This is a genomic window from Pseudoflavonifractor hominis (assembly GCF_014288125.1).
Taxonomy (GTDB): domain Bacteria; phylum Bacillota; class Clostridia; order Oscillospirales; family Oscillospiraceae; genus Pseudoflavonifractor_A; species Pseudoflavonifractor_A gallinarum.
On sequence record NZ_JACOPR010000003.1, the window covers coordinates 331,441 to 347,163 of the forward strand.

Below are 15,723 nucleotides of genomic sequence, written 5' to 3' on the forward strand. Positions count from 1 at the left end.
TATTTTTCCTTTGGAAGGTGATTGTGATTGGTCTTTTCCAGCCTGTATTTTCTCTTTTTGTACCTGCCAGTGGTCCTTCTGGCCTATTATGTGACGCCTCTGAAATGGCGCAACGCCGTACTCCTCCTCTTCAACCTGATCTTCTACGGCTGGGGGGAGCCCAAGTACATCCTCATCATGTTTGCCTCCATCGCCATCGACTACACCCATGGCATGCTGGTCACCCGGTGCAAGGCCAAGGGCAATGACCGGGGCGCCCGGATGGCGGTGGCCTCCTCGGTGATCTTCAATCTGGCCCTGCTCTTCTTCTTCAAATACTGGGACTTCCTGGCCCAGTCCCTGGCGGCCGTGGGCCTGCCCTTCATGCCGGTGCTGAACATCCGCCTGCCCATCGGCATCTCCTTCTATACCTTCCAGACCATGAGCTACACCATCGACGTCTACCGGGGGGATGCCCGGTGCCAGCGCAACGTCATCACCTTCAGCACCTTCGTCACCCTCTTCCCCCAGCTCATCGCCGGTCCCATCATCAAGTACAAGGACCTGGACGACCAGCTGGAGCACCGCACTCACTCCCCGGAGCAGTTTGCCTCCGGCGTGCAGGTCTTCGTGGTGGGTCTGGCCAAGAAGGTGCTGCTGGCCAACAACCTGGGCATGCTCTGGGACGCCTACAAGGCCATGCCCGTGAGCGAGCTGACCACGGCGGGGGCCTGGCTGGGCATCGTGGCCTTCTCCCTCCAGCTCTACTTTGACTTCTCGGGCTACTCCGACATGGCCATCGGCCTGGGCCGGATGCTGGGCTTTGAGTTTATGCCCAACTTCAACTACCCCTATATCTCCAAGTCCATCACCGAGTTCTGGCGGCGGTGGCACATGTCTCTGGGCACCTGGTTCCGGGAGTACCTCTACATCCCCCTGGGCGGCAACCGGGTGAGCAAGCCCCGGCTCCTCTTCAACCTCCTGGTGGTGTGGGCCGCCACCGGCATCTGGCATGGAGCCAGCTGGAACTTCCTGATCTGGGGCCTCTACTTCGCCGTGCTGCTGATCGTGGAGAAATTCTTCCTGCTCCAGTATCTCAAGCGCCTGCCCGCCACCCTTCAGCACCTTTACGCCCTCTTCTTCGTACTGGTGAGCTGGGCCATCTTCGCTGTGGAGGACTTCTCCCACATGGGGGCCTACCTGGGCGCCATGTTCGGCATGGCCCAGGGTGGTCTGGCCGACCCCGCCTTCGGCTACTACCTGCGCTCCTACGGCCTGACCCTGCTGGTGGGGTGCGTGGCCTCCCTGCCCCTGGGGGCGGGTCTGTGGCGCCGCCTCCGGGAGCGGCCCCGGCTGGTCCTCCTCCCCATTCTGGTGCTGGCCGGTCTCCTCTTCTCCACCGCCTATCTGGTGGATGCCACCTATAACCCCTTCCTCTATTTCCGTTTCTAATAGGAGGTATGTTTGTATGAGCAAGCGTTACTGTATCTTCCTCTCGGCTCTGTTCTGCGCCTTCCTGGCGGTCTTTCTGATGGCGGGCGCGGTGAGCCCCGACCAGTCCTTCTCCCAGCTGGAGAACCGCACCCTTCAGCAGCTCCCCACCCCCACGGTGGAGACCGTGCTCAACGGCAAGTTCATGTCCGACTTTGAGACCTACACCACCGACCAGTTCCCCGGCCGGGACGCCTGGGTGGACCTGAAGGCCCGCACCGAGAAAGCCATGGGCAAGCAGGAGAACAACAGCGTGTACTTCTGCAAGGAGGACACCCTCATCACCCGCTTTGACACCCCGGACGCCCAGAACGTGGCCAACAACCTGAGCTATGTGGACCAGTTTGCCCAGAAGGCGGGCGTGCCCGTCTACTTCTCCCTCATTCCCGGCGCGGCGGAGATCTGGTCCGACCGCCTGCCCGAGGGCGCGCCCAACGCCAGTCAGAAGGCCGTCATCGACCAGGCCGCCTCCACGCTGAAGAACGCCCTGGTCTATGACACCTACTCTGTTATGGACGCCCACAGCGACGAGGACATCTACTACCGCACCGACCACCACTGGACGAGCCTGGGCGCCTACTACGGCTATACCGCCCTCATGGACGCTCTGGGAATGGAAGCCGTGCCCCTCTCCAACTACACCAAGACCACCGTGTCCGACTCCTTCTGCGGCACCATCTTCTCCTCCTCCGGCGTGCGCTGGGTCCGCCCCGACTGCATCGACACCTATGTGCCCGCCGACGGCATCACCGTCACCTCCCACACCTATGACAACAAGGGCAACCCGGTGGAGGAGGAGCGTCCCCTCTACGACACCTCCTTCCTGAGCGTCAAGGACAAGTACTCCATGTTCCTGGGCGGCAACCAGCCCCTGGCCGTGGTGCGCACCCCCCACACCGACGCCCCCAAGCTCCTCATCGTGCGGGATTCCTACACCGACAGCCTGGTCCCCTTCCTGACCGCCCACTTCTCGGAGATCCATCTGGTGGACCCCCGCTACTACAAGCTCTCGGTGGCCGACTACATCCAGGAGAACGGCATCGACGAGGCCCTGGTCCTCTACAGCGTCTCCAACTTCGTCACCGACAAGAACCTGGTCTGGCTGGCCAAATAAACACCCAATCAAAAAGCGCATGTCCCTACCGGGACATGCGCTTTTTCTTACGCTCAGGCCAGTTCGGCCAGTTTGGCGGCATAGGCCTCATAGTCGGCCTGCCAGTCGGCTTCCTCCGACTCGGCGAAGAGGTCCGGATAGCGCCGGTTCATCAGGTAGGCGAAATAGTCGGTGAACTTCACCGCGCCCCCGCCGTTCAGATGGCGCTGGTCATAGAAGTCGTCCAGCGTCAGCCCCATCTCCTGGTAGCTGTTGTTGAAGTCGTCAAAGGGCACCCCCCGCTCGGCGGCGATGCGCGCCACCTCCTCCATGCGCAGGCGCTGGGTCTCCTCCAGCGCGGTGTTGGAGGGGGCCTTGATGAGCCACAGGTCGATCCCCCGGGACTGGCACAGGTCGATGATCCGGTTGAGCCAGTAGACATTCTTCTCGCTCAAGTTCCCGCTCTCCCCCTCTTCGGGCGGGATGGTCTCGGGCCGGACGGCCTGTCCGGGGAGGAGCACATAGCCCTTGTAGGGGTCGTGGAGGTCCTCCTTCCGGGTGTGGTAGTCCTCCTCCTCCAGCTCATCCCAGCGGCCGTGGTACATCATGAAGTTCCACAGCAGAGGGGCCCGCTCCCCCTTGGGGGCGGATACCTTGGCCAGGGCCACCTTGTCCAGGGAGAAGCGCAGGTCGTCCATGTAGGAGAAGTTCACCCCGTTGTCGTGGTACTCCGTGTTGTTGCCCATCATGTTGCACTCCACCACCACCAGCTGGGGGGACTGGTACTTGAGGGCCTCCTTCAGATAGGTATAGGTGGCCCACATGGGCTGGAGCTGGGTGGCAAAGACATAGCTCTTCACCCCGGTCTCATGCCACAGCTCCAGGGGCGAGAGGGAGGCGTAGATGTGGGAGGAGCCGAAGAACATGGCAGTGAACTCCCCCCGGGGCTCGTTGTAGAACCCGCCGATCTTGTTGGTCATGTCCCAGGGGCCCTCCAGGGACTTGCGGGCAAAGATCCAGGTGATCGGCCCCGCCGTCAGCACCAGCAGCAGGAAGAGGGCCAGGCCGCTGAGCAGGAATTTTTTCGTGGATGACAAGGCGCACTCCTCCTTAGAACTGGAAGTAGATGAACTGGGACGCGGAGAAGCCCGGCCCATAGATGCCGAAGATCAGGATCACATACACCGCCAGCAGGTAGCACACCCACCGCACGGGCAGGGGCAGGCGCACCAGCCCGCGCCGCAGCTCCACCCCCGCGTTGTTGCACAGGTCCACCGCCATGAGGACCAGGATGGAGAGGAACATGAGGCGCAGCTCGGCCCCCTCCAGTCCCAGGGTGAAGCCCTCGCCCACCGCGGCACCGCCCGCCAGAAGGACGCGGAGCATGTCCACCGCCGTGGAGAAGGAGGGCGCCCGGAAGAAGAGCCAGGCAAAGTCGATGAGCACAAAGGTGATCCCCACCCGGAGGACTTGCCAGAGCCGTCCGGAGCGGTCGATCTTGAATGCGGCGCACAGCCGCTCCCGGGCGGGACGGAGGATCTCCCCCACTACCTGGTAGACTCCGTTGAGGCCGCCCCACACCACATAGTTCCAGCTGGCCCCGTGCCACAGGCCGGAGGCCAGGAAGGTGACCAGGTTGTTGAAATACTTGCGTCTCTTTCCCTTCCGGTTGCCCCCCAGGGGGATGTAGAGGTAGTCCCGGAACCAGGTGGACAGGGAGATGTGCCACCGCCGCCAGAACTCCCCGCAGGATTTGGAGAGATAGGGCTGGCGGAAGTTCTCCATCAGGGAGAAGCCCATCACCTTGGCCGCGCCGATGGCAATGTTGGAGTACCCCCCGAAGTCACAGTAGATCTGGAAGGCGAAGAGCACGGTGCCCAGCACGATGGCCCAGGCCGGCATCTCCTGGTAGTGGTCAAAGATCTGGTCCACCACGATGGAGACCCGGTCGGCCACCACCATCTTCTCAAAGAGGCCCCACAGCATGAGGAGGAGCCCGTCCCGGGCCCGGAGGGGGTCAAAGGTGTGCTCCTCATGGACCTGGTGGAGCAGGTTCTTGGAGCGCTCAATGGGTCCGGCCACCAGCTGGGGGAAGAAGGAGACAAAGAGGGCGTAGCGGAAGAAATTCTTCTCGGCCTCCACCTCGCCCCGGTACACGTCCATGGTGTAGCTCAGGGCCTGGAAGGTATAGAAGGAGATGCCCACGGGCAGGATCACATCAAAGACCGGCTTGTGCAGGCCGATCCCGCCCAGGGCGAAGAGTGCCTCCACATTGTCCCAGAAGAAGCCCCAGTATTTGAAGAAGAAGAGGATGGCCAGGTTGGAGAGAAAGCTCAGGGTCACCCACAGCCGGCGCAATCGCCGGCGCTTTTCCCCGTCCTCCACCTGCCCCGCCCGCTGGAGGAGCAGTCCGCTCACAAAGGTGATGCCGGTGGACAGGGCCATGAGCAGGGCATACCGGGGGTTCCAGCACATATAGAAATAGTAGCTGGCCGCCAGAAGCCACACCCAGCGCACCCGGTGGGGCAGCAGGAAGTAGGCCAGGGTGACTATGGGGAAAAAGATGAGGAAATCCAGGGAGTTGAAAAGCATGGGTTCCTTCCTCCAGTCGCGCTTGGTGGGGTCGAAAGACCCGCATTTTTTTTATTATATCACAGCTCCCCGCATAAATCATCTCCTTTCTGGGGTGCCGCCCCTTCTGCCCCCTTGCCTCCCCATGGGAAAGATGCTAAAATGAATTGTTATCCCAGATTTCAGCTTTGTGAGGTGATTCCGCCATGACCCGCGCGGAAGCTTTTGAATTTCTCGACCGGACCGCAAGAGGCATCGCGGAAATGTTCGGCTCTTCCTGTGAGACCCTGGTCCACGATATGGGAGACCCCAAGCATCCCATCCTCTCCATCTACAACGGCCATGTGTCGGGGCGCACGGTGGGCTCCACCATGGACATCCTGGGCACCGCCAAGGAGCTGGACATGACCGCCCTGACCACCGACTTCGTCAACCTCTACGCCACCACCCCCTCGGGCCAGCAGATCAAGAGCAGTACCTTCCACATCATCCAGGAGGGGAAGGACGGCTATAACCTGGCCCTGGGCATCAACTTTGACTACACCTCCCTGGTGTACGCCAACCGCATCCTGGTGGACCTGATGAATGCCGAGGCCGATCTCCAGAGCGCCATGTGGCAGGGCGGGGACAGCCGCCTGGCCGACATCTTTGATGAGTGCATTGCCGCCGTTGGGAAGCCGGTCTCTTCCCTGACCAAAAAGGACCGCATGAAGGTCATCGCCCTGCTGGATCAGAAGAACGCCTTCTCCTTCCGCAAGTCGGTGCCCTTCGTATCCAAGCGGCTCCAGGTCTCCCGCTATACTGTGTACAAATACCTGGGAGAGCTGGCCGAGCAGGGCGGCGGCAACGCCGACGAGCCCGGTGAGCTCTGACCCATCTGCAAGGAGGAATTTACCATGTACGAGGAACAGATCCACGCCTATTTTGACGACCCCAAGGCCCGTGAGACCCTCATCGCGGCCATCTCCCGCCTGGTGGCGGTCAAGAGCGTCCGGGGCGAGGCCCAGCCCGGCATGCCCTACGGCCCCGGCCCCGCCGCCGCTCTGGCCGAGGGCCTGAAGCTGGCCGGCGAGTGGGGTTTTCACACCGAGAACCATGAGAACCAGGTGGGCACCGCCGACCTGAACGACAAGGAGACCCGCCTGCACATCCTGGGCCACCTGGACGTGGTGGGCGAGGGCAAGGGCTGGTCCACCGACCCCTACACCTGTGTGGAAAAGGACGGCATGCTCTACGGCCGCGGCGTCTCCGACGACAAGGGCCCCGTGGTCTGCGCTCTGATGGCCATGAAGGCCATCCGGGAGCTGGGCCTTCCCCTCTCGGCCAACGTGCGCCTGCTCATGGGCACCGATGAGGAGAGCGGCTCGGGCGACATCGCCTACTACTACTCCAAGCACCCCTTCGCCCCCTACGCCTTCACCCCCGACGCCGACTTCCCGGTCATCCACATCGAGAAGGGCCACTACCACCCCTCCTTCGGCAAGCGCTGGGCTGCGGAGACCGCTCTGCCCCGGGTGACCGGCCTGAAGGGCGGCTTCCGCACCAACGTGGTGCCCCCCGAGGCCGAGTGCGTGGTCTCCGGTCTCACCCCCGCTCAGGTGGAGGAGGCGGCCGGAGCGGTGGCCGCTGCCACCCACACCCCCTTCACCGTCACCGCCGAGGGAGAGTCCGTGCGCATCCACTGCGCCGGTCAGAACGCCCACGCCGCCTCCCCCGATGACGGGCGCAACGCCATCTCGGGCCTCCTGGAGCTGCTGGCGCGCCTCCCCCTGGCCGAGTGCGAGAGCACCCAGGCCCTCCGGTCCATGCACACCCTCTTCCCCTTCGGCGACACCCGCGGCAAGGCCCTGGGCATCGCCAAGGAGGACGCCGAGTCCGGCCCCCTCACCCTGAATCTGGCCCTCATGGAGCTGGACGGGGAGGGCTTCTCCGCCAAGTTCGACGTGCGCTACCCGGTCTCCTCCAACGAGGACAACTGCAAGAAGGCCTGTGAGGAAAGCCTGGCGCGCCACGGCATCGCGGTCACCGCCGACCCGGACATGACCAGCGTCCACTGCGTCCCCGCCGACTCCAAGCTGGTGACCACCCTGATGGAGAGCTATCAGACCTTCTCCGGGGACACCCAGTCCAAGCCCCTGGCCATCGGCGGCGGTACCTATGTCCACGACATCCCCGGCGGTGTGGCCTTCGGCTGCGTCTTCCCCGGCTTTGATCCCAAGATGCACGCCCCCGACGAGCAGGCCAATGTGGAGCAGCTCCTGTGCGCCTGTAAGATCTTTACCCACGCCATCGTGGAGCTGTGTAAGTAAACAAATCAGAAAAATGTGCCCTGTCCTGTCGGGATGGGGCACATTTTTTGTGGGCATGAGGTGTCTGTTCCGATGGAGCCGCGCCTGTTCGGCGGGAACGCCCCTTTCTTCGCGAAGAAAGGGGCGGAAAGAAGGCCCGGGGGAGGGTTCCTGGCCAAAGATAACCCCCCATCCGAACGGATGGGGGGCAGTGCATTTTTGAGAAACTTTTTATCTGTGGTAGAGCTTGTTGGTCTCGTACTGGGGCTCGGTGGTCAGGTGCATACCCAGCTTGGAGTAGGTAGAGTTGTCCACCTGGGACAGGATCACGGTGGAATGTGCCTCGCAGCCCCGCAGCTTGGAGAGCTGGGCCAGGGCCTTGGCGGCCACCGGGTCGGCGGCGGCCGAGATGGCCAGGGCGATGAGGGTCTCGTCGCTGTGGATGCGGGGGTTGTTGGAGCCAAGGTGCTTGACCTTTACGGTCTGGATGGGGGTGAGGGCCTCGGGGGAGATCAGATGGTACTCGTGCTCGATGCCGGCCAGCACCTTGAGGGCGTTGAGCAGGGCGGCGGAGCAGGCACCCAGGAGTTCGGTGGTCTTGCCGGTGACCACCTGGCCGTCGGGCAGCTCGATGGCGAAGGCCGGGTTGCCGGTCTCCTCGGCCACCTGGAGGGAGGCGGCGATGACCGGGCGCTGGGCAGCGCTGGCCTTCGCCTGCTGCATGAGCAGCTCCAGCTTGTACACCAGGGAATCGTCGGCCTTGCCCTGGCGGCGGTCGCTCAGGCCGTTGTAGTAGCGGCGGATGATCTCCTGCCGGGCGGCATCCTGGACGGCCTCGTCGTCAAAGATGCAGTTGCCCGCCATGTTCACGCCCATGTCGGTGGGGGACTTGTAGGGGCACTCCCCCATGATCTTCTCAAACATGGCCGAGAGCACCGGGAAGATCTCCACGTCCCGGTTGTAGTTGACGGTGGTCTTGCCGTAGGCCTGGAGGTGGAAGGGGTCGATGACGTTCACATCCCCCAGGTCGGCAGTGGCGGCCTCATAGGCCAGGTTCACCGGGTGCTGGAGGGGCAGGTTCCAGATGGGGAAGGTCTCGAACTTGGCGTAGCCGGCCTTGACGCCCCGCTTGTACTCATGGTAGAGCTGGGACAGGCACACCGCCATTTTGCCGCTGCCCGGGCCGGGGGCGGTGACCACCGCGAGGGGACGGGTGGTCTCCACATACTCGTTTTTGCCATAGCCCTCGTCGCTGACGATGAGGGGGATGTTGTGGGGGTAGCCGGCGATGGGATAGTGCAGGTACACCCGCAGGCCCAGGTGCTCCATCCGGCGCTTGAAGGCGTCGGCGGCGGGCTGTCCGGCGTACTGGGTGATGACCACGCTGCCCACGAACAGGCCCTGTCCACGGAAGGCGTCGATGAGGCGGAGCACATCCACGTCGTAGGTGATGCCCAGATCGCCCCGCACCTTGTTCTTCTCAATGTCGGAGGCACAGATGGCGATGATGACCTCCACGCTGTCCTTGAGCTGGGTGAGCATACGGATTTTACTGTCGGGCGCGAAGCCGGGCAGCACCCGGGAGGCGTGGTAGTCGTCAAAGAGCTTGCCGCCAAACTCCAGGTAGAGCTTGTTGTCAAACTGGGAGATCCGCTCCTTGATGTGGGCCGACTGCATCTCCAGGTATTTGTCGTTGTCAAAGCCGATCCGGTTCATAATCAGACATTCCCCTCTCTATTCTGATTTTTTCAAATTCAAGTGCGTATTATACCACACCCATACCGCCCTGTATAGGGTGCGCCTCCAATTTCGGCGTATTTCTCCCTTCTCTCCGGGCAATGGTGCTTGTTCCGCCATACAGCGGGGCGCCGGTACCCGTGTACCGGCGCCCCAGGGGTGTAGATCCGATGAAATTCTGCCCAAAAAACCGCGGATCGATCCCCGCTCAGTCCTGCTCCACGTGGCTGCGGATGCGCTCGATGATCATGTCCAGAGCCACGATGTTGTGGCCGCCCTCCAGCACGATGATGTCGGCGCAGCGCTTGGAGGGCTCCACAAACTGCTCGTGCATGGGCTTGACCGTGGTCAGATACTGCTCCACCACCGAGTCCAGGGAGCGGCCCCGCTCCTTCACGTCCCGCAGGATGCGCCGGAGGATGCGCACGTCCGCATCGGTGTCCACAAAGATCTTGATGTCCATCAGGTCCCGCAGCTCTTTGTTCTCGAAGATGAGGATGCCCTCGATGAGGATGACCTTGGTGGGATGCACCTCCACCGTCTCGGCGGAGCGGTTGTGAACGGTATAGTCATAGGTGGGGCAGTGGACGGTCTCTCCCCGGCGCAGGGCCTGGATATCCTGGATCATCCGGTCGGTGTCAAAGGCGTCCGGGTGGTCGTAGTTGAGCTTGCAGCGCTCCTCAAAGGGCATGTCGTCGTGCTGTTTGTAGTAGTTGTCATGATAGAGCACGCTCACGTGCCCTCCGAAGCGCTCCTTGAGCCGCCGGGTCAGGGTGGTCTTACCGGAACCGGTCCCCCCGGCGATGCCGATGATCATGGTGTCCATAGCTGCTCCTCCGTTCCGTTTTATCCCCGAGATTATATCAAATTTCGCCCCGTGGCGCAAGGCTCGGACACTTGGAAAGCTTCCGGCATTGGGAGCAAACTCGGCAGAGTTTTGCCGCCCGCAGGCGGCAAAAAAAGATCTAAATCCGTTTTTTCCGAGGACATGTGCCTCGGAAAAAACACTGCTCAGGCCGCAAGCGTGCGCGCTTTGCGCGTGCGACGCAGCGGGCTGTATCTTCTCGAAAAAATGCTTGCATTTTTGAGAAGTGTGTCGAACCAGTTCGACACGCTGAAGCGGCCGGGACCCAAAAGGTCCCGGCCGCTCCGGATACAGAGAATGGATTACTTGGCGTCCAGCTCGGCGCGCTCCTTGGCCTCTTCCTCCACGGTCTTGTTGGGAGCGATGAGGTTGAGGAAAAAGGACATGACGCCGGCCACCACCACGGGCTTGGTCAGCAGGGTCTGGACCAGGCTGGGGAAGTTCTCCAGAGCCTGAGTGCCCTCCAGGGTGGACAGGCCCATGGCCAGGGCGATGGACACACCCACGATGGTGCTGTTGCGGGCGGTGAGGGGCTCGCTGGTCACCAGCTTGAGGCCGGTGAGGGTGATCATACCGAACACGATCAGGGTGCCGCCGCCGATGACAGGGGCGGGCAGGGTGGACACCAGGGCGCTGAACTTGGGCACCACGCCCAGGGCCAGCATGATGACGGAGGCCACAGTGATGACCCGGCGGCTGACCACCTTGTTCATGGAGACGATGCCCACGTTCTGGCTGTAAGAGGACACGGCGGGCACGCCGAACACGGCGCCCAGCAGGGTTGCAAGGCCGGAGGCCAGCACGCCGCCGGTCAGCTCCTTGCTGGTGGGCTCCCGGTCAAAGCCGCCCACGGTGGTGCCGGTCATGTCGCCCACGGACTGCATCACGTTGACCACGGTGATCAGGACCACGGGGAGCACCATGGACACGTCAAAGACCGGAGCGCCGAAGAAGAAGGGCTTGGGAATGGCGATCCAACCGGCGGAGATCACGCCGTCAAAGCTCACCATGCCCATGCAGACGGCCACGATGTAGCCCACCACGGCGCCCAGGAGAATGGAGGCCATCTTGACCACACCCTTGCCCAGCAGGTTGAAGATCAGCACAGCGGCCAGGGTGATGAAGGCCACGATCCAGTTATTGAGCTGGCCGTAGCTGGGGGAGCTGGCGTTGCCGGCCATGTACTTCAGGGCGATGGGATAGAGGGACAGGCCGATGGCCAGGATGATGGTACCGGTCACCACGGTGGGGAAGAACTTATGGAGCTTTCCAACGCAGAAACCCAGCAGAATGGTCACCACCGCGCACAGGATCTGTGCACCGAAGGCGCCCGCCAGGCCGTACTGAGTCGCGATGGGGGTAAACACGGGCACGCAGGTAAAGCCCGCGCAGAAGATGATGGGCAGCTTGGAGCCGACCGGTCCCAGGGGGAAGGCCTGGATCAGGGTGGCCAGCGCGGACATCATCAGGGAGTACTGGATCATCAGGGTCTTGGTGGCCGGATCCGCTCCGGCCGCGCCGGCCACGACGATGGGCACCGTGACGGTTCCCAAGAACATGGCCATGATGTGTTGCAGTGAAATCGGCAGCGCTTTGCGAATGGGAGGTTTGCTGTCGAAGACATACAGAGAACGGCTTGTCTCTTTCGTTCCTGTGGACATAGAAAATGTCTCCTCTCCTTGCAGTGATCTGCATCTTTCAATTTGGGAGGTTGGAGCACGTCACACTTCTCCAAAACTCCTATGAAGAGTATATGACTTTTTGTTTAATATGTCAACTTCATAGAAAAACTTTTTGATAGGAATTTTTAAAGCCTGTCGATTCTACTAAAATGCTTCTCACTTACCGCCCGTTCTGTCCTCTCCCCAGACCAGAATGGCAAATTATGAAAATATTCCTGTATAATGATACACTTTTCTATGTCAAAAAACTTTTTAGAAGGTCTCAAAAATAAAACGGTGTGCCTTGCTGAACCTGAAAAACCCCGCATATAGAACGAGGCCGCCGGCTATTTGCCGGCGGCCTCTTGCTATTTCCTTGTCACGCTTCCCGTCCCTCCGCAACGGCACACTGCGAACCGCTCCGCAAAAAACACCTTTGGCCAAAGGCCAAACTGCTTTTTTGCCTCCGCGGTCCCCTGTGCGCCTGCTCCGGGACTTCAGCGCTCTGATTTTGTCACGCTTTGCCTGTTCGCGACGGGCGGCTTCCCTCCGTCTCGGGTTCAAAACAAAGTCTGCTTCGCAGTCTTTTGGTTTTTCGCCCTCGCTCCAGTCCATCCGCCCTGCTCACAACGGCTCCGCGCTTCCGTCTTACTTCAGGTTGAAGAAAGCGTCCTTGCCCAGGTACTGCGCCACGTCGCCCTCGTCGCCGCAAAGTCCGCTCCACTCGGGACGCCCAGGTATGGGCATCCCTCCATCCGCTCCCTTGCGTCTCCTCTTCCCCAGCCGGCCCGCTTCGCTGGGCCCGGCCGGGGTACCCCGGAGCTGGGCGACATATAGAACGAGGCCGCCGGCAACTGCCGGCGGCCTCTTGTTCCTTTATTACCTTACTTCAGGTTGAAGAAAGCGTCCTTGCCCAGGTACTGTGCCACGTCGCCCAGCTCCTCCTCGATGCGAAGCAGCTGGTTGTACTTGGCCACACGGTCGGTACGGCTGGGAGCGCCGGTCTTGATCTGGCCGGCGTTGGTGGCCACCACGATGTCAGCGATGGTGGTGTCCTCGGTCTCGCCGGAGCGGTGAGAGACCACGGCGGTGTAGCCGGCCCGGTTGGCCATCTGGATGGCGTCCAGGGTCTCGGTCAGGGTGCCGATCTGGTTGACCTTGATGAGGATGGAGTTGGCGATCTTGTTCTCCAGGCCCATCTTCAGGCGCTCGGTGTTGGTGACGAACAGGTCGTCGCCCACCAGCTGGACGCGGCCGCCCAGGGCCTTGGTCAGCATCTGCCAACCCTCCACGTCGTCCTCGCCCATGCAGTCCTCCATGGAGATGATGGGGTAGTTGTCGGCGAACTTCTTCCACATGTTGACCATCTGCTGCTTGGTCATGCTCTTCTTGGCCTTGGGCAGGTCATAGCAGCCGGTCTCCGCGTTGTACCAGTCGGACACAGCGGCGTCGATGGCGATCATGAAGTCCTCGCCGGGCTTGTAGCCGGCCTTCTCGATGGCGGCCACGATGCACTTGAAGGCGTCCTCGTCCTTCTTCAGGTTGGGGGCATAACCGCCCTCGTCGCCCACGCCGGCGGCGGGGGTGCCGTTCTCCTTCAGGACGCTCTTCAGGGTGTGGAAGACCTCAGCGCACATACGCAGGGCTTCCTTCCAGCAGCAGGCGCCCACGGGCATGATCATGAACTCCTGAATGTCCACGTTGTTGGTGGCGTGCGCGCCGCCGTTGAGGATGTTCATCATGGGCACGGGCAGGACCTTGGCGTTGGTGCCGCCGATATAGTTGTACAGGCTGGTGCCCAGGCTCTCGGCAGCGGCCTTGGCGCAGGCCAGGGAGGCGCCCAGAATGGCGTTGGCGCCCAGGCGGCTCTTGTTGGGGGTGCCGTCCAGGTCGATGAGGGCCTTGTCGATGGCCACCTGATCCAGCACGTTCATGCCGATCAGAGCCTCAGCGATCTCGGTATTCACATTCTCGACCGCGGTGAGCACGCCCTTGCCCAGGTAACGGCCCTTGTCGCCGTCCCGCAGCTCGCAGGCCTCGTGCACGCCGGTGGAAGCGCCCGAAGGCACCGCGGCGCGGCCCATGGTGCCGTCGTCCAGATAGACCTCGACCTCAACGGTGGGATTGCCGCGGGAATCCAGGATCTCACGGCCCAGGACGTCAACGATCTCAATGATCTGCTTCATGGGGAATCTACTCCTTTCTAGTGTGGGAGGGAATCCCTCCCGCCGGCAGTGCCGGCTGCGCCCCGGAAGGGGCTCTCTATCTCTGCCCGGTCCCATCGCGCGAAGGGAGGCCGGCGCGGGCCGGCCGGGCGGGCTGACGCGGGAATATATGGCGGGAAATCGTCCTTAGTTCTCAATCAGAGTCTCGCCGTCCATCTCAGCGGGCTTTTCCAGATTCCCCATGCGGCAGGCCGCATGGGGACCCCGTCTCTTTGCATCTGCCGGGACAAGTGAATTGCCCCGGCATGGGGTGGGCCTGGAAACGCCCTTAGTTCTCAATCAGAGTCTCGCCGTCCATCTCAGCGGGCTTTTCCAGGCCCATGAGATCCAGCATGGTGGGGGCGATGTCGGCCAGGCGGCCGTCCCGCAGCTTCACATCGGCGCCCACGATATAGAAGGGCACCAGATTGGTGGTATGGGCGGTATAGGGGGTGGAGCCGTCGGCGTCCAGCATCCGCTCGGCGTTGCCGTGGTCGGCGGTGATGAGGGTCACGCCGCCCATCCGGGAGGTGGCCTCCACCACCTGGTTGACGCACTCGTCCACCGCTTCCACGGCCAGGCGAGCGGCCTCGTACACGCCGGTGTGGCCCACCATGTCGCAGTTGGCGAAGTTGAGGATGATGACGTCATAGTTGCCGCTCTCGATGCGCTTGACGGCCTCGTCGGCCACCTCGTGGGCGCTCATGTCGGGCTTGAGGTCATAGGTGGCCACCTTGGGAGAGGCGATGAGCACCCGGTCCTCCCCGGGGAAGACCTGCTCGGCGCCGCCGTTGAAGAAGAAGGTCACATGGGCGTACTTCTCGGTCTCGGCGATGCGCAGCTGGGTGAGACCCAGCTTGCTGATATACTCTCCAAAGATATTCTGGAGCTCCTTGTGGGGGAAAGCCACCGACACATTGGGCATGGTGGCGTCATACTCGGTGGTGCACACATAGGTGACGGGCAGGAAGCCCCGCTTGCGCTCCACATCGCCGAAGGCGCTGTCCACGAAGCAGCGGGTGATCTCCCGGGCCCGGTCGGGGCGGAAGTTGAAGAAGATGATGGAGTCGCCCTCGTTCACCGTGGCGCCCTTGGTGCAGACCACGGGCTCCACAAACTCGTCGGTCACCCCGGCATCGTAGGACTTCTGAACGGCCTCCACCGGGTCGGCGCAGAAGGGGGCGTCCCCATTGGCCATGGCGTTGTAGGCCCGCTGGACTCGCTCCCAGCGCTTATCCCGGTCCATGGCGTAGAACCGGCCCATGACGGTGGCCACCTGGCCGATGCCCAGCTCCTTGCACTTGGCCACCAGCTGCTCCACATAGCCCTTGCCCGAAGCGGGGGGCACGTCCCGGCCGTCCAGGAAGCAGTGGATATAGACCTTGCTCAGGCCCTGGCGCTTGGCCATCTCCAGCAGGGCGAAGAGATGGGTGATGTGGCTGTGTACGCCGCCGTCGGAGAGCAGACCCATGAGGTGCAGGGCGCTGTTGCGCTCTTTGCAGTCCCCCATGGCCTCCAGATAGGCGGTGTTCTCAAAGAAAGACCCGTCCTGGATGGCTTTGGTGATCCGGGGCAGGTCCTGGAAGACCACCCGGCCCGCACCGATGTTGGTGTGGCCCACCTCACTGTTGCCCATCTGCCCCTCGGGCAGGCCCACGTCCAGGCCGGAGGCCGAGAGTTTGCACCCCGGGCAGGAGGCAAAGATCCGGTCCAGGTTGGGCGTGCGGGCGTTGGTGATGGCGTTGCCCTTTTCCACATCGGTCAGGCCAAATCCGTCCATAATGATGAGGGTAGTCGGCGTTTTACTCATAGATAAACCTCGGTTCTGACAAAA

The 15,723-nt window shown here is 62.3% G+C and carries 11 protein-coding genes; 4 read left to right on the forward strand and 7 right to left on the reverse strand.

Annotated elements, in window-relative coordinates; all coding sequences use genetic code 11:
- Positions 1-27: 27 nt before the first annotated feature.
- Both H8S34_RS06860 and H8S34_RS06865 read left to right on the forward strand, forming a co-directional pair.
- Positions 28-1,431, forward strand: coding sequence for an MBOAT family O-acyltransferase (locus H8S34_RS06860; RefSeq protein ID WP_186963434.1), 1,404 nt, complete (start codon positions 28-30; stop codon positions 1,429-1,431).
- Positions 1,432-1,447: 16 nt separating this feature from the next.
- The gene (locus tag H8S34_RS06865; protein WP_186963436.1) at positions 1,448-2,584 is read left to right on the forward strand and encodes a DHHW family protein; all 1,137 of its coding nucleotides are present in this window, start codon (positions 1,448-1,450) and stop codon (positions 2,582-2,584) included.
- 53 nt (positions 2,585-2,637) lie between these two features.
- Here the strand turns inward: H8S34_RS06865 and H8S34_RS06870 are convergent, their stop codons facing one another.
- The gene (locus H8S34_RS06870) at positions 2,638-3,660 is read right to left on the reverse strand and encodes a hypothetical protein (RefSeq protein ID WP_186963438.1); all 1,023 of its coding nucleotides are present in this window, start codon (positions 3,658-3,660) and stop codon (positions 2,638-2,640) included.
- 13 nt (positions 3,661-3,673) lie between these two features.
- Positions 3,674-5,155: an MBOAT family O-acyltransferase gene (locus H8S34_RS06875; RefSeq protein ID WP_186963439.1), complete on the reverse strand. Its 1,482-nt coding sequence runs from the start codon at positions 5,153-5,155 to the stop codon at positions 3,674-3,676.
- Positions 5,156-5,340: 185 nt separating this feature from the next.
- Between H8S34_RS06875 and H8S34_RS06880 the strand changes: the two genes are divergently transcribed.
- Together H8S34_RS06880 and H8S34_RS06885 are read left to right on the forward strand one after the other, a co-directional pair.
- Complete coding sequence (locus tag H8S34_RS06880) at positions 5,341-6,006, forward strand: helix-turn-helix transcriptional regulator (RefSeq protein ID WP_101691824.1); 666 nt, start codon at positions 5,341-5,343, stop codon at positions 6,004-6,006.
- Positions 6,007-6,030: 24 nt separating this feature from the next.
- On the forward strand, positions 6,031-7,443 hold the full coding sequence (locus H8S34_RS06885; RefSeq protein WP_186963441.1) for a Sapep family Mn(2+)-dependent dipeptidase: 1,413 nt from the start codon (positions 6,031-6,033) through the stop codon (positions 7,441-7,443).
- Positions 7,444-7,653: 210 nt separating this feature from the next.
- On the opposite strand, the gene H8S34_RS06890 is transcribed toward H8S34_RS06885, so the two are convergent.
- The 5 genes from H8S34_RS06890 to gpmI all read right to left on the reverse strand — a co-directional run bounded on the left by H8S34_RS06890 (position 7,654) and on the right by gpmI (position 15,699).
- The gene (locus H8S34_RS06890) at positions 7,654-9,138 is read right to left on the reverse strand and encodes a DUF1846 domain-containing protein (RefSeq protein WP_101691822.1); all 1,485 of its coding nucleotides are present in this window, start codon (positions 9,136-9,138) and stop codon (positions 7,654-7,656) included.
- Positions 9,139-9,367: 229 nt separating this feature from the next.
- Complete coding sequence (gene udk / locus H8S34_RS06895) at positions 9,368-9,985, reverse strand: uridine kinase (RefSeq protein ID WP_101691821.1); 618 nt, start codon at positions 9,983-9,985, stop codon at positions 9,368-9,370.
- A 341-nt stretch (positions 9,986-10,326) separates the two neighbouring features.
- The gene (locus H8S34_RS06900; protein ID WP_186963443.1) at positions 10,327-11,685 is read right to left on the reverse strand and encodes a uracil-xanthine permease family protein; all 1,359 of its coding nucleotides are present in this window, start codon (positions 11,683-11,685) and stop codon (positions 10,327-10,329) included.
- 884 nt (positions 11,686-12,569) lie between these two features.
- Positions 12,570-13,871, reverse strand: coding sequence for a phosphopyruvate hydratase (gene eno / locus H8S34_RS06905; protein WP_101691819.1), 1,302 nt, complete (start codon positions 13,869-13,871; stop codon positions 12,570-12,572).
- A 307-nt stretch (positions 13,872-14,178) separates the two neighbouring features.
- Entirely contained in the window at positions 14,179-15,699 is a 1,521-nt protein-coding gene (gpmI, locus tag H8S34_RS06910; protein ID WP_186963445.1) for a 2,3-bisphosphoglycerate-independent phosphoglycerate mutase, read from the reverse strand.
- Positions 15,700-15,723 lie beyond the last annotated feature (24 nt).

What these genes read in the sequence shown, in the direction of transcription:
- H8S34_RS06865 (WP_186963436.1), top strand. Translation starts at nt 1,448, where the DNA reads ATGAGCAAGCGTTACTGTATCTTCCTCTCGGCTCTGTTCTGCGCCTTC.
- H8S34_RS06875 (WP_186963439.1), bottom strand. Translation starts at nt 5,155, where the DNA reads ATGCTTTTCAACTCCCTGGATTTCCTCATCTTTTTCCCCATAGTCACC.
- H8S34_RS06880 (WP_101691824.1), top strand. Translation starts at nt 5,341, where the DNA reads ATGACCCGCGCGGAAGCTTTTGAATTTCTCGACCGGACCGCAAGAGGC.
- H8S34_RS06885 (WP_186963441.1), top strand. Translation starts at nt 6,031, where the DNA reads ATGTACGAGGAACAGATCCACGCCTATTTTGACGACCCCAAGGCCCGT.
- H8S34_RS06890 (WP_101691822.1), bottom strand. Translation starts at nt 9,138, where the DNA reads ATGAACCGGATCGGCTTTGACAACGACAAATACCTGGAGATGCAGTCG.
- udk (WP_101691821.1), bottom strand. Translation starts at nt 9,985, where the DNA reads ATGGACACCATGATCATCGGCATCGCCGGGGGGACCGGTTCCGGTAAG.
- H8S34_RS06900 (WP_186963443.1), bottom strand. Translation starts at nt 11,685, where the DNA reads ATGTCCACAGGAACGAAAGAGACAAGCCGTTCTCTGTATGTCTTCGAC.
- eno (WP_101691819.1), bottom strand. Translation starts at nt 13,871, where the DNA reads ATGAAGCAGATCATTGAGATCGTTGACGTCCTGGGCCGTGAGATCCTG.
- gpmI (WP_186963445.1), bottom strand. Translation starts at nt 15,699, where the DNA reads ATGAGTAAAACGCCGACTACCCTCATCATTATGGACGGATTTGGCCTG.